This is a genomic window from Trinickia diaoshuihuensis (genome assembly GCF_003390925.1).
Lineage (GTDB): Bacteria > Pseudomonadota > Gammaproteobacteria > Burkholderiales > Burkholderiaceae > Trinickia > Trinickia diaoshuihuensis.
The window spans coordinates 188973-209656 of record NZ_QUBS01000084.1 but is presented as its reverse complement, the minus strand read 5'-3'; the positions used below and the strand labels follow the sequence as shown (position 1 = coordinate 209656).

Sequence of the window (20684 nt, the reverse complement as noted above, 5' to 3'; positions counted from 1 at the left end):
GCGATTTGCGCTTATTTCGGCTTCACGACTTCGATTGGCTTACCCGAATTGCCGATCACGTCGCTCTTCCAGCGTGCCGTCCAATCAGCCTTCTTGGCCATGACCTGGCTCCAATCGACCGGGATCAGCTTCACGCCTGCGATCGCTTGCTTGACGGCCTCGCCGCTCTTGCCGGCCAGCTTCACGTCGGTGCGGCCCGGAATGCCGAAGATGTCGGGCACCTTCGATTGCACCTGCGTCGACATCAGATAGTCGATCAGCTTCTTGCCTTCCGCCTCATTGGGACCGTTCTTGATCAGGCCGATCGCATAGGGCAGTTGAAACGTCGTCGGCTGTGCGCCCGCCTTCGCCGACAAGAAAACCGGCTTGAGCGAGAGCCCGCCGTTGGCCGCGTCGTCGAGGTCCATCTGCAGGTCGCCGTTGGCCACCGCGATTTCGTTGCGCGAGAGCAGCACGTCGAGATAGCCCGTGCCCTTCGTGTGGAACTTCGCGCTTTGTTCGAGCTTCTTCAGATAGTCGAACGCTTTGTCCTCACCCATGAGCGAGGTCGTCAGGATGATGACGGCCATGCCGTCGCCGGCCGTGGCCGGGTTCGAATAGGCCACCTTGCCGCTGTAGTCCGGATGCAGCAGATCGTCGAACGTCTTCGGCTGGTTCTTGACCGTGTCCGGATTGATCGCGAACGAGAAGTAGTTGTTGACGAACGTGGCCCATGCGCCGTTGCCCGCCTTGGCGATCGCCGGGACGTTCGTGTAGTTCACGCTTTCGTACGGCTGCAACAGACCGCCCTGATCGGCCTGCTGAATGAACGGCGGCAGCGTCACGATGACGTCGGCCTTCGGCGAATCCTTCTCCACCGTCGCACGGTTCACGACTTCACCGCTGCCGGCCGTCACGATGTTCACCTTCACGCCTTCCTTTTTCTCGAAGGCGGGCAGGACGTCCTTGTACAGATTCTCGAGGCCGTCGGCCGTATAGAGCACCACGGCATTGGCGGCGTGAGCCGGCAGCGCGAGCGCCTCGAACAACGCGGCGGCGGCCACGGCGGCGAGCAGGCGACCGAGACCGGCCTTCGTGCGCGGGGAGGGGCTCTGTTTCATGTCGATCTCCAAAGGTGTGATGCCAAACATTCGGGCGGTTGCGTATCGCCCCGCCCGTGTAACGGTGAAAGCGCGCTGCCGGCGCGGCACGAGCCGCGCTGCCGATCGCACGACGCAATGTTCGAAATTGCAGATTGCCGACAATCCGCCCGGCGGCGCGCTCAAGAAAAAAGCGCGTGCTGCCCGGCGGGCGACGCAAGATTCACAGGTTTTAGTGACAGTGCGATGACGAGACGTCAGAACCGCACTTTTTGACACATTTTGCCAATAAAATGCAAACTGACGGCTTGTCGAGCGTTTGCTCGGGGCCCTTTCCTGGAGACTGTTCGATGCCCGCCCCCTCCCCGATCCTGCTTACCCCCGGTCCCCTCACGACCGCACCGGCCACGCGTGAGGCGATGCTGCGCGACTGGGGCTCGTGGGACGGCGAGTTCAACCGGATGACGACGAGCGTCTGCGCCGACTTGCTCACGCTCGTGCACGGCGAGACCGACTACGTCTGCGTGCCGATGCAAGGCAGCGGGACGTTCGCCGTGGAGGCGGCGCTCGGCACGCTCGTTCCGCGCGACGCCTGCGTCCTCGTTGCGCACAACGGCGCTTATTGCGCGCGGATCGTACGGATCCTCGAACGCATGGGTATCGCCTGCGTGACGATGCCGCTCGGCGAAGACGAGCCGGCCGGCGCCGATGCAATCGAAGCGGCCTTCGCGCGCGAGCCGCGCATCACGCACGTCGCTCAGGTTCATTTGGAAACGAGCGCGGGTTTGCTGAACCCGCTGTATGACATCGCCGCCGTCTGCGCGCGGCATGACAGGCGGCTCATCGTCGACGCGATGAGTTCGTTCGGCGCGGTGCCGATCGACTTGCGCGGTTCGGGCATCGACGCGCTCGTCTCGGCGAGCGGCAAGTGCCTTGAGGGCGTGCCGGGGATGGGCTTCGTGATCGTTCGGCGCGCGCTGCTCGCGCAATGCGCGGGTCGCTCGCCCTCGCTCGCGCTCGACTTGCACGATCAGTGGACCTACATGGAGAAGACGACGCAATGGCGCTTCACGCCGCCGACTCACGTCGTCGCGGCGCTGCGCCGCGCACTGGACGCCTTCGCGGCCCAAGGCGGCCAGCCCGCGCGCGCCGCACGCTATGCGCGCAATCGTTCGACATTGGTCGAGGGGATGCGCGCACTCGGGTTCGAGCCGTTTTTGCCCGCGACCGCGCAATCGGACGTCATCGTCACGTTCCACGCGCCGCGCGATCCGGCATGGCGGTTCGCCGATCTATACGCCGCCGTACGCGAGGCCGGCTATATCCTCTATCCCGGCAAGCTCACCGAAGTGGAGACGTTTCGCGTCGGCTGTATCGGCGCCATCGACGAGCAGGCGATGCGGGGCGCCGTGGCCGCGATCGGGCAAGCGATCGAGCGGCTCGGCATTCGAGTCCGCTGATCCGGGGCCGCAAGGCGCTTCGCGCTCGCTCAGCGCAAGCGATTTCGCTGCGCCTTCCTTCAGGCCGTGACGATCTTCGGCCCGCGCGCGGCAATGGCCTTGGCCAGCGAGCGGGCCGGCGCGCGCTCGGTCACGACGTAGCCCGCGCGTTCGATGCCGTCCACGCGCACGGGCGTGACCCGTCCGAACTTCGAATGGTCGGCGACGACGATGGCCGTGCTCGCCGCGCGCAACATGCGCGCGCGTACCTCGGCCGCCATGCGCGTGTAGTCGGTCAGGGCGCCGTCGGCCGCTATCCCGCCCGCCCCCACGAACGCGAAGTCCGCATGGTATTGGCTCAGTTGCTGGACGGTGTCGAGACCGAAAACGGCGTCTTCGATATCGGACAGCTCGCCGCCGAACAGCGTCACGCGATTCTCGTTGCGGCGGCCGAGCAACAGCGCAATGCGCCAATCGTTCGTGTAGACGGACAGCCGGCGCCGCGCCGTCAACGCGCGGGCAACCGCTTGGGTCGTGCTGCCCGAGTCGAGGATGACCGAGGCGCCGTCGGGCACGAACTGCGCCGCGCGTTCGCCGATCGCGCGCTTGGCGCCCGCGTTCTCAGCCTCGCGCACGTCCAGGTCCGGCTCGTGGCGATCGGTGGAAAGCGCGCCGCCGTGCGTCGTGACGACGAGACCGCGTTCGGCGAGGACGAGCAGATCGCGACGGATCGTTTCGCGCGAGACGCCGAGCTCGCGGACGAGTTCGGCGACGGTCAGCGCGCCGTCCCGGGTCAGACGCGACAAGATATGTTGGTGACGTTGTTCTGCGAGCATCGCGCTTAAAGACGCCGGCGGGCGGCGGGTTAAGACCTGGAGGGTGGAAAAGACGCGCGTATTGTAGTACGGCCGGAACGGGCCGCGCCGGGCAAGAGGCGTTGCGCCCGGCGCGGATATGACGCTGCGATGTGCGTTACTTCTCGTGCTTCTTGGGAATCTTCGCCCCGGACTTGCGGGCTTGGTTCAACGCGATCGCGACCGATTGCTTTTGCGATTTGCCGTGCTTCATTTCGGTCTTGACGTTCTTCGAAATGTCCTCGCGCGAGGTGCCTCGTTTCAATGGCATCGTGACCTCCTTTGCGCCGATGGCGCGTTGCCGATGGAACGCTCTCCAGTCCAGCAACGCGCGTTCCACAGCGCCGCGCACAGCACGCCCGCGTCAGGCCGATCTATGCTTCGATGCGCTTGCGCGTGACGCCTAGCAGCTCCGCCATCGCCCCCCGCGCGGCCTCGGGCCGGCGCGTGCGGATCGCATCGAACACGGCCGTATGCTGACCCAATGCGGCGTTGAAGACGTCGGCGCGCTTCGCGTTCAACAGCAGTTGCGCCTCGAGCGTGCGCTCGATCAGCGGTCCGAGCGGCATCAGCAGTTCATTGCTGCAGGCGGCCAGAATACCGAGGTGGAACTGTAGATCGGCGCGCACCCATTCGTCGACGTTGCGCGCGGCGACCATCGCCGCATGCGCGCGCTCGAGCGCCTCGATCGTCTCGGCCGTATAGGCGCGCGCCGCGAGTTCCGCGGCATAGGGCTCGACCATTTCGCGCACCTCTTGCAGTTTCAATGCGAACGCGAGCGGGGGGGCGACATGCGAATACCATTCGAGCAGATCGGCATCGAGCAGATTCCACGCGGAGCGGCGTCTCACGCGGGTGCCCACCTTCGGCCGCGACTCGACGAGCCCTTTCGAAGTTAACGTGCGAAGCGCCTCGCGCAAGACCGTCCGGCTCACGCCGAACGATTCCATCAGTTCCGCCTCGCGCGGCAGTAGCGCCCCGGGCGCGTAGTCGCCGCGCAAAATGGCCGTTGCCAGCATATAGGCGACACGCCCATGCAGATCCCGTTGAATCATCGTTCTCCCTGTCGTTTTGGTCCGCTCCCGGCGGGCGCACCGGCGAGCCTCGGACTTTCGCCGAATCGGCGCTGTGCCGATTATCGCGGGCCGAGGCCAAAGCGCAAGCCGTTCGAGTCCCGTTAGATCGAATTTCCAACACAATCTCAATAAATACTATTAATAGTACTTCAGGACGTTTTGATGTACGATAGTAAGCGCGAAACTTGGACGCGCCGCGTCGTCGCCACGCGAGCGCAATCGATGGAAAGGAGGAGGTTGTTCCCATGAAGATCACGAAGCTCGAGACGTTCGTCGTCCCGCCCCGGTGGCTGTTTCTCAAAATCGAGACGGACGAAGGTATCGTCGGTTGGGGCGAGCCCGTCGTGGAAGGCCGCGCGCATACGGTCGAGGCCGCCGTGCACGAACTCGCCGACTACCTCGTCGGCAAGGACGCGCGCCATATCGAAGACCACTGGCAGGTCATGTACCGCGCGGGATTCTATCGCGGCGGCCCCATCATGATGAGCGCGATCGCCGGCATCGACCAAGCGCTGTGGGACATCCTCGGCAAGCATCACGGCGTCCCCGTGCACGCGCTGCTCGGCGGCGCCGTGCGAGATCGCATCAAAGTTTACTCGTGGATCGGCGGCGACCGTCCGCACGACGTCGCCAATAACGCGCGCGCCGTCGTCGAGCGCGGCTTCAAGGCGCTGAAGATGAACGGCTCCGAGGAAGTGCAGATCGTCGATACCTACGACAAGGTGGAGCAGGTGATCGCCAACGTCGCCGCCGTGCGCGAAGCGGTGGGTCCGCACGTGGGAATCGGCGTCGACTTCCACGGCCGGATTCATAAGCCGATGGCCAAGGTGCTCGCGAAAGAACTCGATCCGTACAAGCTCCTGTTCATCGAAGAGCCCGTGCTGTCGGAGAACGTCGAGGCGCTGCGCGACATCGTGAACCAAACGAATACGCCGATCGCGCTCGGCGAGCGGCTTTACTCGCGCTGGGACTTCAAATCGATCCTGTCGGAAGGCTACGTCGACATCATCCAGCCCGACGCCTCGCACGCGGGCGGGATCACCGAATGCCGCAAGATCGCGTCGATGGCCGAAGCCTACGACGTGGGTCTGGCGCTGCACTGTCCGCTGGGCCCGATCGCGCTGGCGGCATGCCTGCAACTCGATGCGGTCAGCTACAACGCGTTCATCCAAGAGCAGAGCCTGGGCATCCACTACAACCAAGGCAACGACCTGCTCGACTACTTGCACAACCCCGAGGTGTTCAAGTACGAGGACGGCTTCGTCGCGATCCCGCAAGGCCCCGGCCTCGGCATCGAAGTCGATGAAGCGAAGGTGCGCGAGATGGCGAAGATCGGCCATCGCTGGCGCAACCCGGTCTGGCGCCATGCGGACGGAAGCGTCGCCGAGTGGTAATCGCGCGTGGGCGCCGCGCGCGCCCACCGTGCGGCGAGTGCGCCGAGTCGTGCGCCGCGCGCCGTAACAGTCGTGTTCGGATTCGTAACATTCCGGGCGGAAAGCGCGCTTTTCGCCCGCATTCAGGCCGTTCGCCCATCCCCTTCCGTATCCCTCGAATCCTTGCCCCATAAGGCCGCGGCGGCGTTGCCGCACCCGTTCTGCGCGCCCATTGGCCTGCTCCTTGCTTTTTGCTCGGCAAAACGAGAATTCAGGGAGGCAAAGATGGGGCAATTCATTCCGGACTATTTGATCCGCGAGCAAGCGGCGGTTGGCGCACTCGTGCTGTTCGCCGTCCTACGCGTGCTGGCGGCGGTCGCCGCGTTCAGCCGGGGCTGGCCGATCGCCCTCGTCGAGAAATGCGCGATCGGCGTGGCGGGGCTTTACTGCGCGCCGCAACTCTTCGACGTGCTCGCGCATCCTTATGTCGTGCATGCGTCGTCGGCCGAGTTGGAAGGCAAAGTCATCGGCTCGGCGATCGCGCTGTTCTTTTCACCCATCCTCAGTCACAGGCTCGGCTATGAATGACTATCGCTCCCCATCCCGCGCGTGTCTGCTCGCACCCCGCCCCACCGCCCCGAGCGCGCGCACCCGCGCGGGCCAGGGCCGCCGGCCTCTGGCCCTCTCGCGTCGCACCGCCCGCTTGGCGACGAACGGCGGCACGAGGCGCATCGGCACGCGCGCGTATCCGCGCGTCTCCCCGTCTCGCTATTGAGACATCCGAGACATCGCGGATGACCGGCCCACGCTTCAATGCGACGCGACGTACCCGGGCGCCATATGCGCGAGCACGGCGGCTACGATGAACACGCCGACCATCACGAGCGCCTCGAGGTGCAAGATGTTCTTGAAGGTATAGGCATCCGTGGTCGATGCGGTCCGGCGCAAACGCGGCAACGCCGAGGTCCGATTCAACGCGCCGAGCAAAACCGCGAATAGCACGAGCGCGCCTTTGAGCGTCAGCACGTGGCCCCAGCCGCTGTCAGAAAGCGGGGCCAGATCGCCACCCAATCCATGTTGCGCATTGAACAAGCCGGTGGCGATCACCACGGCGAGCGCCATCGCGGCCACGTAGGAAATACGCCCTGCGATGCGAATGAGCACGCCGCGCGTCGTCGACGAATCGAGCACGGGCAGCACGGCGAGCCCCCCGGCCAACGCGATGCCGCCCCAAAGCCCCGTCGCCGCTAGATGCAGCGCCTGTACGGCGACCGCCAGGGACCATGGCCCGGCATCCGCCGCGTGCCCCATCGAGGCCTTACCCATGGCAACGATGACGGCGGCGAGCGCGAACACGGCGCTTGCGCCGCGGCCGCCGCGCCCGGCCAGCGTCGCGGCCAACGCCAGCACGGCGCCGCCGACGGCGACGCACCAGGCGTGGCCGATGTGGGTCCGGCCGAGCACCGTCGGCACCTCACCGAACGCGGACGACAATGGAAGCGCGCTCATCTGCGCCGACTGATAAAGCAGCCATAGGCCATCGGCGAGCACCAGCGCGAACGACGCCGCGACGAGCGAGGCGCGGGCGCGCTCCCGAGCGGGACGCGCGCCCTGGCCTTCGAGCGCGAGCCAATGCTCGAGCAACGCCGAGCCGAGCGCGAACGCGTACGCGATATCCATGAGCGCGGCGAGCGCGACTTGCCCGATCGCCAATCCCGATACGTTCATCGGCCGCACCTTGCTTGCGACGAAGGACCAAGAAGCGGTATGCCGCGTGCGCGGCCGGATAGCGCGAAAAGAAAGGTCATCGGATCGGAACGAATTCGAAAGGTTATGGGAACGCAAGACCGCCGAGCCCCGGCGGCGATCGAGGGGGCGCCGCGCGCCGCAGGCGAGAGTGTACGTGCGAAGGACCGCGCGCGCGACGCACGTCCGCGGCGCGTGGCCCGCGATTCGCGGCACGCGCCGTGCGCATGGACCGGGGGCACGCCGCGAGCGCGCGGTGCTTTCGCTGCGGCGCCGCGCGCGCCGCGTGGATGGCATGCGAGCAGCGAGGATTCTTACCTGTTGCCACGCCCGCCTGTGCAAAAAGGAGACAACGATGTGCGATCCGGTCCGCGCCGCGGAATGCACGCCGCGACGGCGTTACGCGCGGCAAATTGTCACGCCGTCGCGGGGCGACGGATTCCCGGCGCTTGCGGTAAATAGCCTCGGCCCCCCATCGATGATAGAATGCTGCGTCGCAGCGCCTGGCTCGGCCCGCGCGCCCAGCCGGCAGCCCGCCTGCCGCGACCGCTGCAACATCGCGCATCGAACAGTCAATACCAAGCCCAAAGCCATACCGAGCCGATCGTAGCCCGGTAGGTCCCCGATAACGATGGAGTTACGCGTGTCTTCCAGACGCATTTTTCGCCCGCTACTCGCCCTTCTCTTGATTGGCGGTGCCGGTGTCTACAGCGCGGCGCAAGCGCAGAGTCAGCCCCAGGCCCCCGATACGATGGAGCAGCGCGTGCAAGGTTGCACGGCCTGCCACGGTTCGCACGGTCAGGGCACCGATAACGACTACTTCCCGCGTCTCGCGGGCAAGCCGGCCGAGTACCTGTACAACCAGCTCGAGAATTTCCGCGCGGGCCGGCGCAAGTACCCGCCGATGAACTATCTCGTCACGTACCTCTCGGACGACTACCTGCACCAGATCGCGACGTACTTCTCGCAGCAGCGTCCGCCGTATCCGGCACCGGCCAAGCCGACCGTGTCGAACGACGTCCTCGCGCGCGGCAAGCAAATCGTGCTGAACGGCGATCAAGGCAAGAACATTCCCGCTTGCGCGGCTTGCCACGGCAAGGCGCTGACGGGCATGGAGCCCGCGATCCCGGGGCTCGTCGGCCTGCATAGCGATTACATCAGCGCTCAGCTCGGCGCCTGGCGCTCGGGCACCCGTCACGCGATCGCGCCCGATTGCATGCACGACATCGCCTCGCGCCTGACCGACGCCGACGTCACGGCCGTCGCGGCCTGGCTGTCGACGCAACCCGCCCCGGCCAATCCGGTCCCGGCTCCGGCCCGCTCGATGAAGACTCCGCTTGCCTGCGGTAGCGAACCACAGTAAGCGCGAGGAGAGACACAGTTATGAAACGCAAGTCCCTGTTCGCTCTGTCGGCGCTGGTCGTTGCCGCCGCCGCGCTCGTGCCCGTCCTTTGGTCGGGCAGCGACAATCTGCACAACGGTTCGGCCGAAGCGGCCACGCCGGCCGACCAAGCCGCGCTGATCAAGCGCGGCGAATACCTGGCCCGCGCCGGCGACTGTATCGCCTGCCACACGGTACGCGGCGGCCAGCAATTCGCCGGCGGCCTGCCGATGGCCACGCCGTTCGGCACGCTCTACACGCCGAACATCACGCCCGACGACCAATACGGCATCGGCAAGTGGTCCTCCGACGACTTCTACCGCGCCCTGCACACGGGCCGTTCGAAGGACGGCAGCTTGCTGTACCCGGCGTTCCCGTTCGCGAGCTACACGAAGGTCACGCGCGCCGATTCGGATGCGATCTACGCCTATCTGCGTTCGGTGCCCCCGGTCGCCGTGCCGAGCCGCCCGCACGAGCTGCGTTTCCCGTTCAACAACCGCAACCTGCTGATCGGCTGGCGCACGCTGTTCTTCCGTGAAGGCACGTACAAGGACGATCCGACGAAATCGGTCGAATGGAACCGCGGCGCGTATCTCGTCGAAGGCCTCGGCCACTGCACGATGTGCCATACGTCGATCAACCTGATGGGCGGCCCCGTCAATTCGTCGGCGTTTGCCGGCGGCTTGATCCCGCTGCAGAACTGGTACGCGCCGTCGCTGACCTCGAACAAGGAAGCCGGCCTCGGCGATTGGGACACCAAGGATATCGCCGATCTGCTCAAGACCGGCGTGTCGCAGCGCGGCGCCGTGTTCGGCCCGATGGCCGAGGTCGTCCACAACAGCTTGCAGTACATGTCGGACGACGACGTGCGCGCGATGTCGACGTATCTGAAGACGATCCCGCAGAAGCACGAAGCGCCGGAGACGATGCAGTACGAGACGTCGGAGAAGTTCGGCGACGAGTTGCTGCAAACGGGTAAGAAGGTCTACGCCGACAACTGCGCGAAGTGCCACGCCGACAATGGTCTCGGCAAGCCGCCGGCCTACCCGCCGCTCGCGAACAATCAGTCGATTCAGATGCCGTCGGCCGTCAATCCGATCCGCATGGTTCTGAACGGCGGTTACCCGCCGAGCACGGGTGGCAATCCGAAGCCGTACGGCATGCCGCCGTTCGCGCAATCGCTGTCGAACGAGGAAGTCGCCGCGGTCGTGACGTACATCCGGATGTCGTGGGGCAACCATGGCACGCCGGTGTCGCCGCAGCAAGTGAGCGATCTGCGCTCCGCGCCGCTGGATTAAACTGATCACCCTCTAGGGGGCGCGGCCACGCGGGCAACCGCGGCCGCGCCCTTCTCATTTCCGGCGCCGCCGACCTGCCGCGCCAGGACCCACGCGGTCCGCGGGCACCACTAACGCTCACGATCGCACGTGCGCCGTCCAGCTTGCATACAAGACGAGCGGCGGTTGCCTCACCGCATTGCAAAGAAACTTTATGTCATTCGATTCACTGGGCTTGTCCGAACCGTTGGTGCGAGCCGTTCACGAGCTCGGCTACACCTCGCCGACGCCGATTCAGCAACAAGCCATCCCCGCCGTGCTGGGCGGCGGCGACCTGCTCGCCGGCGCGCAAACCGGCACCGGCAAGACCGCCGGCTTCACGCTGCCGATCCTGCAGCGCCTGAGCGCCGCGCCGGCGCCCACGGGCGCCGCCGGCAAACGCATGGTGCGCGCGCTCGTGCTCACGCCCACGCGCGAACTCGCCGCTCAGGTCGAGGAAAGCGTGCGCGCCTACGGTAAGTACTTGAAGCTCAAATCGACGGTGCTGTTCGGCGGCGTGGGCATCAACCCGCAAATCGACGCGCTCAAGCGCGGCGTCGATATCGTCGTCGCAACGCCGGGCCGCCTGCTCGATCACATGCAGCAAAAGACGATCGACGTCTCCGCGCTGGAGATCCTCGTGCTCGACGAGGCCGATCGCATGCTCGACATGGGGTTCATCCACGACATCAAACGCGTACTCGCGCGCTTGCCCGAAAACCGCCAGAACTTGTTGTTCTCGGCCACGTTCTCGGATGAGATCAAGGCCCTGGCCGACAGCCTGCTCGACACGCCCGCGCTGATCGAAGTCGCGCGCCGCAATACGACCACCGAACTCGTCGCGCAAAAGATCCATCCGGTCGATCGCGACCGCAAGCGCGAACTGCTCACGCATTTGATCCGGCAACACAACTGGTTCCAGGTGCTCGTCTTCACGCGGACGAAGCATGGCGCCAACCGCCTGGCCGAGCAATTGACGAAGGACGGCATCAGCGCGCTGGCGATTCACGGCAACAAGAGTCAATCGGCTCGTACGCGGGCGCTGGCCGAATTCAAGGACGGGACGCTGCAAGTGCTCGTGGCGACCGATATCGCGGCGCGCGGGATCGACATCGATCAACTGCCGCACGTCGTCAACTTCGATTTGCCCAACGTACCCGAGGATTACGTGCACCGGATCGGCCGCACCGGGCGCGCGGGGGCGACCGGCGAGGCGGTCTCGCTCGTGTGCGTCGATGAAAAGCAGCTACTCAAGGACATCGAGAAGCTCATCAAGCGAACGATCGAGCAGGAAGTGATTCCGGGCTTCGAGCCCGATCCGAACGCCAAACCCGAGCCGATTCAGCAGCGGCGAGGCCAAGGCGGCGCGGGCCGTCAGCCTCGCGCGAAGGAGCAGAGCAAGCACGCCGGGCGCACGCCGGGCGGACAACCGGCATCGCGCCCGACGGCCGCTCGGCGGGACGGACAAGGTGCCGGCGCCGAGGGCCAGGTCAAACGCGCGGCCAAACCGCAAGCGCAACAGGGCAAGAACGCGCAGGCTCAAGGCAAAGCGCAGGGACAAGGCGGCAAACCCCAGGGACAAAGCCGGCCCCAGCCGCAGAACGCTCAAGGCAAGCAGCAAGGTAAGCCCCAAGGACGGGCCCAGCAACCGCAGGGGCAGCAAGCCACGCGCGGGGGCGGGCAAGAGCGCGGCGACGCACCGCGCCGCAATGCCGGTGACGCACCGGCCGGCCAAGGAGATCGCCGGCGCCGGCCGAACGATCCCGGCGCGCTTTTGGGCGGCAAGCCGCGCGGCGGCACGCCGAACCGCGGCGCGGAGCGCGGCTGATTCGACGCCGACGGTGTTTGTGGTGGGCCTGACGATGGTTCGATGGCGAGCCGTCGAGCCCAACCCTCGATGGGCGCTCAGCCGCCGCTTGCCGATCGGCGATTCACCGCCTCGCGCAACGCGCCGATCTGCTTTTCCCACCGGGCGAGCACGGCCTGCCGCTCCCGCACGTCGTTCGGCAACTCGAAAGTAATGCCGCACGTGAGGCGCGCATAGCCGACTTGCTGCGCCTCGCCCGCCTCGATCGATGCGACGAATAGCGCAAGGCCGCAACCGGCCGCATCCGCCTCGCTCGGCAACGCCTCGACGGCCAGTTGCACTTGGTGAAACGCGCCGTCATGCACAAATGCGAGCGCCGCTTGCACGCGCCGATGTCCGCGGCTGACGTCCCCGCTATCGTTCGAGCCGGCCAGCGAGCGTGCCGCGCGCGAACTCGGCCACAACGCGAACGCGATGGTGCGCGAATCCGGAACGTATAGCTCGCCGATCCCAAGCAGCGACGTACGCAAATGCCCCGCGGCGTCGCTCGTGATCAGCGACGCCGTAAAGCCCACTTTCGAACTCAGTGCCGAGCCGTCGAACAGGGCCCGCAACGCGGGCGGCCATTCGTCATAGGTGCGCTGCTCGAGCGCGCGCACCGCGCTCTCAACGGAAGAAGACATGCTGCGCGACCTTGGCGAGCGGATAGTGCACGCCGGACTGGATCCGCGCGGGAATATCGAGTGGTTTGAGCAGCATCTTCACGCACATATCGGCGGACAAATTACGCCGCACGAGCGAATTGATCCGTGCCGCGCGTTCGCGGTTGTAGGCCGAATCGTGCACGCGTTCGGGATAACGGATCGCGAACACGTGACGCAGCGCGATCTCCGAATCCTCGCTCTTGATCTCCATCACGCGGCGCATGAGGGCGCCGAGTACGGCAAGGCGTCCATTGCCCTCAATCACGTTGTACTTTTTGAAGTACTTGAAAAAGTGCTTGTAGTGGCGCACTTCGTCGCTGCGGATATGGTCGGTGATCTCCTTGAGGACCGGCTCGTCCGAGCATTCGTTGATGGCGCGGTAAAGCGTGGCCGTGCCCGTTTCGACGACGCATCGCGCCACCATTTCGAGCGCGCGCGTTTTCTCGAACTCCTCCACCGAACACGTCTTGGAATACTCGTCGAAGAAGTTGCGGAAGGCCGTATCCCAATCGAATTCGGGCCAGACGTACGCGATATACGCTTTGAGCGCCCGCCCGTGCTGGAGCTCTTCGGGCTCCCATTCGCGGTTCAACCAGGCCGATACTTCCGGGTCGCCGTGAAAGTAGTCGGTCAGGTTGCTCGTATAGAGGTCGGTGCCGCTCTCGATGAAAGAGGCCGCGCACAGAAGCAGCAATAAATCCTCGTTCGCGGCGGCACGCTGGCGGTCGATGCGTGTCAGGTCGATGTCTTCGATGCGCCAGGGCATCACGTGGTCGGAGTCGAGAGTCATGACGTTGCGCTCCAAAAACCGCATCCGTTCACCCGCATTGCGCGGTCCACCCACGCGCAATAATTCATTGCGGACGACGGGATGCGGTACGTTGAATGTGGTTGAACTTATCTCTCCGAATCTTAGCCGGAGTCCCGCGACACTGCTTTCACTGTGAACAGACCGTCACGAGCAAGGACGGTTCCGAAAAGCCCGTGAACGGGAGAAACGACCGCATTACCGACTATTTTGAGGATAGATTCGAATTACAAGATATTACGAGGCGCAGCGCTCAAAACCCGGCGGCTAAGCCGTCGCGCCGCGTATCGCTCGCGGCCACGTAGCCTCGCTCGGGTTCGTCGTGGGACAGCTTCCAGATGTATTGCCCCGAACCGAAATCCATATAGGGATCGTCGATCGCCTTGATTCGATGGCCGCGCGCCTCGAGGGCGCGCGCGACGCCGCGGTCGAACGTCGATTCGATATCGAGCGTGAAATCGCGATTGACCTTCCAACGCGGCGCATCGCAAGCCGCTTGTGGCTGCTGCCCGTAATCGAGCATGCGCACGATCGATTGCAGGTGTCCCTGCGGCTGCATGTCGCCGCCCATCACGCCGAAGCTCATGACCGGCACCTGCCGGCCGTTCACGCGCTCGGTCACGAACGCCGGAATAATCGTGTGAAACGGACGCTTGCCGCCGGCTACGACGTTCGGCGAGCGAGGATCCATCGAAAACCCGCAACCGCGGTTTTGCAGGGCAATGCCGGTACCGGGCACGACCACCCCCGAGCCGAAGCCCATGTAGTTCGATTGGATAAAGCTCACCATCATGCCGCGCTCGTCGGCGGCCGTGAGATAGACGGTGCCGCCCGCCTTCGGCATGCCGAAGGCGAAATGCGTGGCCCGCTGCGGATCGATCAGCGCAGCACGGGAGGCGAGGTACGCGTCGTCGAGCATCTGCTCGGGCGTCACCTCCATTGCGCTCGGGTCGGCCACGTAACGGTAGACGTCCGCGAACGCGAGTTTCATCGCCTCGATCTGCAAGTGCTGCGAATCGATGCCGTCACGCGGCAGTGCGGGCAAATCGAACCGCTCGAGAATCCCGAGGGCGATCAACGCGGCGATGCCTTGGCCATTCGGCGGAATTTCATGCACGGTGTAACCGCGGTAGTCCTTGCCGATCGGCTCCACCCAGAGCGGCCGGTATGCGGCCAGGTCTTCGGCGGTCATTGCGCCCCCACCCTCGCGCGCATAGGCGGCGATCCGCTGCGCCGGCTCGCCCTCGTAAAATTCGCGCGCGCCCTTCGCCGCCAAAAGCCGCAGCGTGCGCGCATGGTCGGGCAAACGCACGAGTTCGCTCACGAGCGGCGAGCGTCCATACGGCATGAACGTGCCGGCAAAACCCGGTTGATCGCGCAACTCGGGCACGGCGGCCGCCCACTTTTGCGCGACGATGCTGGCCACCGCGTGGCCGCGCTCGGCGATATCGATGGCGCTCACCATGAGATCGCCGAACGGCAACAGCCCGAATTTGGCATGCAGCGCCTCCCAGCCCGCCACGACGCCCGGCACCGTCGCCGTATCCCAGCCGCGCTTCGGCTGCCGCGCAAGGCCGCCGGCCTCGCCGTAGCGCTCCTTGAAGTATTCGAGGTTCCAGGCCGCCGGCGCCACGCCCGATGCATTCAATCCGTGCAGCTTCGCGCCGTCCCAGACGAGCGCGAACGCATCGCCTCCAAGCCCGCAGGAGACGGGCTCGACGACCGTCAATGCGGCCGCCGCGGCGATCGCCGCATCCACCGCGTTGCCGCCTTGCCATAGCACCTGCAGCCCCGCTTGCGCCGCAAGCGGATGCGAGGTCGAGACGACGTTGCGGGCGAATACGGGCAGGCGCGGGGTGGGATACGGGTTGTGCCAGTCGAAGCGGTTCATGTCGGTTTCTCGCTCTGAAAACGTTTCTTTTACCAAAAGGCCGATGCTGGAAGGTTTTACAATAGCTTTCCTTTGACTGCCCTGCCCACGCACGCCATGAGCCGAGACCCCCGCTTGAGCCTGAACGCCCGCCAACAGGAATTGCTCGATTGGGTGCAGCGCGACGGCTTCGTGACGGTCGACGACTTGGCCTCGCATTTCGCCGTGACGCCGCAGACGATCCGCCGCGACGTGAACTGGCTATCCGATATGAACCTGCTGCGCCGCTATCACGGCGGCGCCAGCCTGCCGACGAGTTCGGAGAACGTCTCGTACACGGCGCGCCAACGCATGTTCCACGACGAAAAGCGCCGCATCGCCACGCTCGTCGCCACGCATATTCCCGACCAAGCCTCGCTGTTCATCAACCTCGGGACGACCACCGAGGAAGTCGCGCGCGCGCTGAACCGGCATCGGGGCCTGCGCGTGATCACGAACAACCTGAACGTCGCCAATATGATGAGCGGCTATCCCGAGTGCGAAGTGCTCGTCACAGGCGGCATCGTACGCCCTTGGGACAAGGGCATCGTAGGCGAACTGGCCATCGAGTTCATCCGTCAGTTCAAGGTCGATTTCGCGATCATCGGCACCTCGAGCATCGAGCTCGACGGCACGCTGCGCGATTTCGACACGCGCGAGGTCCGCGTGGCCGAAGCGATTATCGAGCACGCGCGAACCGTGTTTCTGGCAGCCGATCACTCGAAGTTCGGCCGTCCCGCCTTGGTGCGGCAAGGCCATCTCAGTCAAATCGACGCCCTCTTCACCGATCAACCGGCGCCGCCCGAGATGGCCGAGACGCTCGCGGCGGCCGGCACTCAGGTGTACGTCGCCGCGTCGGAGTGAACGGGCGGCGCCTTATTCCATGCTGCGTCGCACGCGAAACCTAAAGTAATTTCGCGGAATTCGCGCCGGAACCGAACCGCTTCCCCGAGGCACCGTTGTCAAACGGAAAATTTTCAGGGGACGATTTGGATATGAACGGGCGCTTGACTACACTCCAGTTCCCCGAAGCACGCGTTATCTCGCTCCAGCGAGCGCGTGCCAGGCCATCGCTTTCCTATTCCCGATAGGTTGAGCGCACGGCAGCCGAGCAGCCGTTGCCGAGGCAATCCGATTGCCCATGGAGAGAACAATGCTGAGTCCGCATGAATTCGCCACGTTGCTACTCGTCAAGGACGCTCCGAACCAAGTCGATATGGACCGTGAAGAACTCGACGCCCTCCTCGAGCAACAACTCGTGCGGCTCGAGAGCCTGGGGTCCGGGCATCAACAATGGCGGCTGACCGAGTCGGGCGACTCGGCGATCCGCGCGATCAAACGCTTTTCCTAGCTTCGCCTCTCTTTCGACGCAGCGCGCGGACGCTTGGCGTGCCGCGCGAGTCCCGTTTGGCGAGCCGCCTCGCCACGGCGGGTTTGCGTTCGCGCCGCGCCTACCCTCCGCGCAATGTCGGATCCACGGCGGCGCGCCAATCGATCGCCTTCACCCGCTGGGCGTTGAGGTACTCGGCCCATGCGCGCTGCGCATCGGAGCCCCCCGCCGTTCGCATGCGATAGTGGCTGGCCATGTCGCCCTCGAACGCACAGTAATCCGCCTGCGATAAGCGCCTGTGGCGATAGGCCACGTAGGCGTCGAAGAGCGTCGAGTAGACCGCTTGGCCATCCGCGCCGTAGTCGGTTTCGGCGCCGCAGCCCGCGCGCAGCGTCGCGAAACTGGAGCCGCCCGGCAGCAAGCCGGCACATGCCGTCAGCGCTACCGTCCCCGCGCACACCGCCGCCCACTTCCATCCTCGCATCGCGCACCTCGTCGTCGTTTCCGAGATGTTAGCCGCTCCGCGCAGCCGTTTCAGCGGCTCGCGCATGCGTCGTTCGAATACGAACCCTAAACGCGCCCTTTACTTTTTCGAATATGTTCGTTAGATTTCGCAAACGAACATTGATAGGTTCGGTTTATTTAGACGATAGCCGGTAGGCATCAGAGGGGACAGCGAAGTGACGCAAGGCAGCCGATACGATCTGCTCGTCGTGGGCGGCGGGATCAATGGCGCGGGCATCGCACGCGACGCCGCGGGACGCGGCTTGTCCGTGCTGCTCGTCGAGCAGCACGATCTGGCCTCCCATACCTCCTCCTCGAGCACGAAACTGATTCATGGCGGACTCCGCTACCTCGAGTACAAGGAATTCGGGCTCGTCCGCAAGGCGCTCCAAGAGCGCGAAACGTTGCTGCGCGCGGCGCCGCACATCATGTGGCCGCTGCGTTTCGTGATGCCGCACATGCCCAATCTGCGCCCGGCCTGGCTGATTCGCGCGGGGCTGTTCCTTTACGATCATCTCGCGCGGCGCGAACTGCTCGCAGGCTCGCGCGGGATCGACATGCGCCGCCATCCGGCCGGCGCGCCGCTCGTCGATTCGATCACGCGCGGCTTCGTCTACTCGGACGGCTGGGTCGACGATGCGCGCCTCGTGGTTCTGAATGCGCTCGACGCCTGCGAACGCGGCGCGACCGTGCTCACGCGCACCAAGCTCCTGAGCGCCGTGCGCGCGGGCGGCGAGTGGCACGCGCAGTTGCAGCGCGCCGACGGCTCGCAGATCAACGTGCGCGCCGGGGCGATCGCGAACGCGGCGGGCCCGTGGGTGGGCCAGTTGCTGCACGACGCGCTCGGCCGCGGCGCCCATCACAGCGTGCGGCTCGTCAAGGGCAGCCACATCGTCACGCGGCGCCTGTTCGATCACGATCACGCCTACATCTTTCAAAACCCCGATAAGCGGATCATTTTCGCGATCCCGTACGAGCGCGAGTTCACGCTGATCGGCACCACGGACGTCGAATATCGCGGCGACCCGTCCGTCGTCGCAATCGACGAAGACGAAACGCGCTATCTGTGCGAATCGATCAACCGCTACTTCAAGAAAAAAATCACGCCGGCGGACGTCTGCTGGACCTACTCGGGCGTGCGTCCGCTGCTCGAGGAGGAAGGGGCCGACAACCCCTCCGCCGTCACGCGCGATTACCGGCTCGAACTCGATGCCAATCCCGGCGAAGCCCCGCTGCTCTCGGTCTTCGGCGGCAAGATCACGACGTTCCGCAAGCTCGCGGAAGAAGCGGTCGATCGCCTGGCCTCGGTCGTGCCCGTCGCCAAGGGCGCCTGGACGGCGCGCGCGCCGCTGCCCGGCGGCGATATCGCGCATGCCAAATTCGAACCGTTCGCGGCCAAGTTCGCCGGCGAGCATCCGTGGCTGCCGGCCGACGTGGCCCGGCGCTACGCCCGCGCATACGGCACGCGAGCGCGCAAAGTGCTCGGCGGCGCCACGAGTCTGGCCGAACTCGGCCGCGAATTCGCGCCCGGTTTGTTCGAACGGGAATTGCGCTACTTGCGCGATGTCGAGTGGGCGCGCGATGCGCACGACGTACTCTGGCGCCGCTCGAAAATCGGCCTGCACTTGAAGCCGGGCACGAAAGACGACGTGACCCGCGATATCGATGACTGGTTCGCGCGCTCGCCCGTCGAACGCGCGGCGAGCGCCTCATCGGCTATGACGGGCTGATCGCCCGGCGCTCAACAAACGCGATTGGCAGTACCCGCAAGACCCGTAGTACCCCGGAGCCGCTCGCCCGACGAGCGCTGTCCATCACGACAACACATGGAGAAGAGACAATGCAGGATCAATACATCCTTGCGCTTGACCAAGGCACCACGAGTTCGCGCGCGATGCTGTTCGATCGCAAGGGCAACATCGTCTCGGTCGCGCAAAAAGAATTCCGTCAGATCTATCCGCAACCGGGCTGGGTCGAGCACGATCCGCAAGAGATCTGGTCGACGCAAGCCGGCGTCGCGGCCGAGGCCGTGACGCGCGCGGGCTTGAACGGCACGTCGATCGCCGCGATCGGCATCACGAACCAACGCGAAACGACGATCGTCTGGGACCGCGAGACGGGCCAGCCGATCTACAACGCGATCGTGTGGCAAGACCGCCGCACGGCCGGCCTGTGCGATCAACTGAAAGCGCAAGGCCTCGAGGAAAAGGTGCGGGCCAAAACGGGCCTGCCGATCGACGCCTACTTCTCGGCCACCAAGATCCGCTGGATCCTGGACAACGTCGATGGCGCGCGCGAAAAGGCCAAGCAAGGCAAGCTCGCGTTCGGCACCGTCGATAGCTGGCTCGTCTGGAACTTCACCAAGCACGCGCAGCACATCACCGACGTCACGAACGCGTCGCGCACGATGCTGTTCAACATTCACACGCTGCAGTGGGACAACGACTTGCTCGAGGCGCTGGACATTCCGCGCAGCATGCTGCCCGAGGTGCGCGCTTCGTCGGAAATCTACGGCAACACGGTCACCACCGTGTTCGCCTCGAAAATCCCGCTCGCGGGTATCGCCGGCGACCAGCAAGCCGCGCTGTTCGGCCAAATGTGCACGAAGTCGGGCATGGTCAAGAACACCTACGGCACGGGCTGCTTCTTGATGATGAATACCGGCGAAAAGCCGATCGAGTCCAAGAACAACCTCGTCACGACGCTGGCCTGGAAGATCGGTAACGAAGTGAACTACGCGCTCGAAGGCAGCATCTTCATCGCGGGCGCGGTGGTGCAATGGCTGCGCGACGGCCTGGGCATCATCAAGAGCGCATCGGAGATCGAAGCGCTGGCGGGCAGCGTCGAACATTGCGACGGCGTCTATCTCGTGCCCGCTTTCGCCGGCCTCGGCGCGCCGCACTGGAATCCGCGCGCGCGCGGCACGCTGTTCGGCGTGACGCGCGGCACAACGAGCGCGCACATCGCCCGCGCGGCGCTCGATTCGATCGCCTATCAATCGCTCGACGTGCTTAAAGCGATGGAAGCCGATTCCGGCATCAAGATCGGCGAGTTGCGTGTGGACGGCGGCGCCTGTGCGAACAACTTGCTCATGCAGTTCCAATCGGACCTGCTCGGCGTCGGCACGGTGCGCCCGCGCATCAGCGAGACGACGGCGCTCGGCGCCGCCTACCTCGCGGGCCTGGCGGTCGGCTATTGGAACAACGTGGGCGAACTCGAAAGCCAATGGCAGCTCGACCGGCGCTTCTCGCCGGCAATGGAGCAGGCAGGCGTGCAGCAGTGCATCTCGGGCTGGCAGCGCGCGATCAACGCCGCCAAGGCCTGGGCCGACGCGTAATCACCGAATGCGGCCTCGGGG

General features: G+C 65.3%; 19 protein-coding genes. 10 read left to right on the top strand and 9 right to left on the bottom strand.

Features of this window, described 5'->3' with window-relative positions:
• Window positions 1–11 precede the first annotated feature (11 nt).
• Window positions 12–1100, bottom strand: coding sequence for a 2-aminoethylphosphonate ABC transporter substrate-binding protein (gene phnS, locus DXT59_RS22920; protein WP_116139434.1), 1089 nt, complete (start codon window positions 1098–1100; stop codon window positions 12–14).
• Between the two features lie 329 nt (window positions 1101–1429).
• On the opposite strand from phnS, the gene DXT59_RS22910 reads away from it, so the two are divergent.
• A complete protein-coding gene (locus DXT59_RS22910) occupies window positions 1430–2539 on the top strand; it encodes a 2-aminoethylphosphonate--pyruvate transaminase (protein WP_116139430.1) in 1110 nt (369 codons plus the stop codon).
• Between the two features lie 59 nt (window positions 2540–2598).
• Here the strand turns inward: DXT59_RS22910 and DXT59_RS22905 are convergent, their stop codons facing one another.
• From DXT59_RS22905 to DXT59_RS22895, 3 genes are all read right to left on the bottom strand, one after another.
• On the bottom strand, window positions 2599–3354 hold the full coding sequence (locus DXT59_RS22905; protein ID WP_116139428.1) for a DeoR/GlpR family DNA-binding transcription regulator: 756 nt from the start codon (window positions 3352–3354) through the stop codon (window positions 2599–2601).
• Between the two features lie 136 nt (window positions 3355–3490).
• Window positions 3491–3643 (bottom strand): DUF6496 domain-containing protein, encoded by a 153-nt coding sequence (locus DXT59_RS22900; protein WP_162878203.1) that lies wholly within the window; start codon window positions 3641–3643, stop codon window positions 3491–3493.
• 103 nt (window positions 3644–3746) lie between these two features.
• Window positions 3747–4427 (bottom strand): FadR/GntR family transcriptional regulator, encoded by a 681-nt coding sequence (locus DXT59_RS22895; protein ID WP_116139424.1) that lies wholly within the window; start codon window positions 4425–4427, stop codon window positions 3747–3749.
• Between the two features lie 266 nt (window positions 4428–4693).
• Here DXT59_RS22895 and dgoD point away from each other — a divergent pair, with 266 nt between their 5' ends.
• Window positions 4694–5842 carry a galactonate dehydratase gene (gene dgoD / locus DXT59_RS22890; RefSeq protein WP_116139422.1) on the top strand — a complete coding sequence of 383 codons (1149 nt, stop codon included), beginning with the start codon at window positions 4694–4696 and terminating at the stop codon, window positions 5840–5842.
• Window positions 5843–6106: 264 nt separating this feature from the next.
• Entirely contained in the window at window positions 6107–6409 is a 303-nt protein-coding gene (locus DXT59_RS22885) for a hypothetical protein (protein ID WP_116139420.1), read from the top strand.
• Window positions 6410–6631: 222 nt separating this feature from the next.
• Here the strand turns inward: DXT59_RS22885 and DXT59_RS22880 are convergent, their stop codons facing one another.
• Complete coding sequence (locus tag DXT59_RS22880; RefSeq protein ID WP_116139418.1) at window positions 6632–7549, bottom strand: copper resistance D family protein; 918 nt, start codon at window positions 7547–7549, stop codon at window positions 6632–6634.
• Window positions 7550–8198: 649 nt separating this feature from the next.
• Here DXT59_RS22880 and DXT59_RS22870 point away from each other — a divergent pair.
• From DXT59_RS22870 to DXT59_RS22860, 3 genes are all read left to right on the top strand, one after another.
• Window positions 8199–8930 (top strand): c-type cytochrome, encoded by a 732-nt coding sequence (locus DXT59_RS22870; protein ID WP_116139414.1) that lies wholly within the window; start codon window positions 8199–8201, stop codon window positions 8928–8930.
• 20 nt (window positions 8931–8950) lie between these two features.
• The gene (locus DXT59_RS22865; RefSeq protein WP_116139412.1) at window positions 8951–10246 is read left to right on the top strand and encodes a c-type cytochrome; all 1296 of its coding nucleotides are present in this window, start codon (window positions 8951–8953) and stop codon (window positions 10244–10246) included.
• A gap of 193 nt (window positions 10247–10439) precedes the next feature.
• On the top strand, window positions 10440–12092 hold the full coding sequence (locus tag DXT59_RS22860; protein ID WP_116139410.1) for a DEAD/DEAH box helicase: 1653 nt from the start codon (window positions 10440–10442) through the stop codon (window positions 12090–12092).
• A 77-nt stretch (window positions 12093–12169) separates the two neighbouring features.
• Here DXT59_RS22860 and DXT59_RS22855 read toward each other — a convergent pair whose 3' ends face one another.
• The 3 genes from DXT59_RS22855 to DXT59_RS22845 form a co-directional block, all read right to left on the bottom strand.
• Window positions 12170–12754 carry a hypothetical protein gene (locus tag DXT59_RS22855; protein WP_116139408.1) on the bottom strand — a complete coding sequence of 195 codons (585 nt, stop codon included), beginning with the start codon at window positions 12752–12754 and terminating at the stop codon, window positions 12170–12172.
• Window positions 12738–13541 (bottom strand): ferritin-like domain-containing protein, encoded by an 804-nt coding sequence (locus DXT59_RS22850; RefSeq protein ID WP_420823421.1) that lies wholly within the window; start codon window positions 13539–13541, stop codon window positions 12738–12740. Before DXT59_RS22850 ends, DXT59_RS22855 begins: the two co-directional genes overlap by 17 nt.
• A 295-nt stretch (window positions 13542–13836) precedes the next feature.
• Window positions 13837–15474: a gamma-glutamyltransferase family protein gene (locus DXT59_RS22845; protein ID WP_116139406.1), complete on the bottom strand. Its 1638-nt coding sequence runs from the start codon at window positions 15472–15474 to the stop codon at window positions 13837–13839.
• A 96-nt stretch (window positions 15475–15570) separates the two neighbouring features.
• On the opposite strand from DXT59_RS22845, the gene DXT59_RS22840 reads away from it, so the two are divergent.
• Both DXT59_RS22840 and DXT59_RS22835 read left to right on the top strand, forming a co-directional pair.
• On the top strand, window positions 15571–16356 hold the full coding sequence (locus DXT59_RS22840) for a DeoR/GlpR family DNA-binding transcription regulator (RefSeq protein WP_116139404.1): 786 nt from the start codon (window positions 15571–15573) through the stop codon (window positions 16354–16356).
• A gap of 289 nt (window positions 16357–16645) precedes the next feature.
• Window positions 16646–16843, top strand: a complete 198-nt coding sequence (locus DXT59_RS22835; protein WP_162878202.1) for a hypothetical protein — start codon at window positions 16646–16648, stop codon at window positions 16841–16843.
• Window positions 16844–16943: 100 nt separating this feature from the next.
• Here the strand turns inward: DXT59_RS22835 and DXT59_RS22830 are convergent, their stop codons facing one another.
• Window positions 16944–17306 (bottom strand): hypothetical protein, encoded by a 363-nt coding sequence (locus tag DXT59_RS22830; RefSeq protein ID WP_116139587.1) that lies wholly within the window; start codon window positions 17304–17306, stop codon window positions 16944–16946.
• Window positions 17307–17502: 196 nt separating this feature from the next.
• On the opposite strand from DXT59_RS22830, the gene glpD reads away from it, so the two are divergent.
• Both glpD and glpK read left to right on the top strand, forming a co-directional pair.
• Window positions 17503–19056, top strand: a complete 1554-nt coding sequence (gene glpD / locus DXT59_RS22825; protein WP_116139401.1) for a glycerol-3-phosphate dehydrogenase — start codon at window positions 17503–17505, stop codon at window positions 19054–19056.
• A 110-nt stretch (window positions 19057–19166) separates the two neighbouring features.
• Complete coding sequence (glpK, locus tag DXT59_RS22820) at window positions 19167–20663, top strand: glycerol kinase GlpK (RefSeq protein WP_116139399.1); 1497 nt, start codon at window positions 19167–19169, stop codon at window positions 20661–20663.
• The last annotated feature ends 21 nt before the right edge of the window (window positions 20664–20684 follow it).

Excerpts from the sequence above, each read along its gene's own strand:
- phnS (WP_116139434.1), bottom strand. The coding sequence starts at position 1,100 with ATGAAACAGAGCCCCTCCCCGCGCACGAAGGCCGGTCTCGGTCGCCTG.
- DXT59_RS22910 (WP_116139430.1), top strand. The coding sequence starts at position 1,430 with ATGCCCGCCCCCTCCCCGATCCTGCTTACCCCCGGTCCCCTCACGACC.
- DXT59_RS22905 (WP_116139428.1), bottom strand. The coding sequence starts at position 3,354 with ATGCTCGCAGAACAACGTCACCAACATATCTTGTCGCGTCTGACCCGG.
- DXT59_RS22900 (WP_162878203.1), bottom strand. The coding sequence starts at position 3,643 with ATGCCATTGAAACGAGGCACCTCGCGCGAGGACATTTCGAAGAACGTC.
- DXT59_RS22895 (WP_116139424.1), bottom strand. The coding sequence starts at position 4,427 with ATGATTCAACGGGATCTGCATGGGCGTGTCGCCTATATGCTGGCAACG.
- dgoD (WP_116139422.1), top strand. The coding sequence starts at position 4,694 with ATGAAGATCACGAAGCTCGAGACGTTCGTCGTCCCGCCCCGGTGGCTG.
- DXT59_RS22885 (WP_116139420.1), top strand. The coding sequence starts at position 6,107 with ATGGGGCAATTCATTCCGGACTATTTGATCCGCGAGCAAGCGGCGGTT.
- DXT59_RS22880 (WP_116139418.1), bottom strand. The coding sequence starts at position 7,549 with ATGAACGTATCGGGATTGGCGATCGGGCAAGTCGCGCTCGCCGCGCTC.
- DXT59_RS22870 (WP_116139414.1), top strand. The coding sequence starts at position 8,199 with ATGGAGTTACGCGTGTCTTCCAGACGCATTTTTCGCCCGCTACTCGCC.
- DXT59_RS22865 (WP_116139412.1), top strand. The coding sequence starts at position 8,951 with ATGAAACGCAAGTCCCTGTTCGCTCTGTCGGCGCTGGTCGTTGCCGCC.
- DXT59_RS22860 (WP_116139410.1), top strand. The coding sequence starts at position 10,440 with ATGTCATTCGATTCACTGGGCTTGTCCGAACCGTTGGTGCGAGCCGTT.
- DXT59_RS22855 (WP_116139408.1), bottom strand. The coding sequence starts at position 12,754 with ATGTCTTCTTCCGTTGAGAGCGCGGTGCGCGCGCTCGAGCAGCGCACC.
- DXT59_RS22850 (WP_420823421.1), bottom strand. The coding sequence starts at position 13,541 with ATGCCCTGGCGCATCGAAGACATCGACCTGACACGCATCGACCGCCAG.
- DXT59_RS22845 (WP_116139406.1), bottom strand. The coding sequence starts at position 15,474 with ATGAACCGCTTCGACTGGCACAACCCGTATCCCACCCCGCGCCTGCCC.
- DXT59_RS22840 (WP_116139404.1), top strand. The coding sequence starts at position 15,571 with ATGAGCCGAGACCCCCGCTTGAGCCTGAACGCCCGCCAACAGGAATTG.
- DXT59_RS22835 (WP_162878202.1), top strand. The coding sequence starts at position 16,646 with ATGCTGAGTCCGCATGAATTCGCCACGTTGCTACTCGTCAAGGACGCT.
- DXT59_RS22830 (WP_116139587.1), bottom strand. The coding sequence starts at position 17,306 with ATGCGAGGATGGAAGTGGGCGGCGGTGTGCGCGGGGACGGTAGCGCTG.
- glpK (WP_116139399.1), top strand. The coding sequence starts at position 19,167 with ATGCAGGATCAATACATCCTTGCGCTTGACCAAGGCACCACGAGTTCG.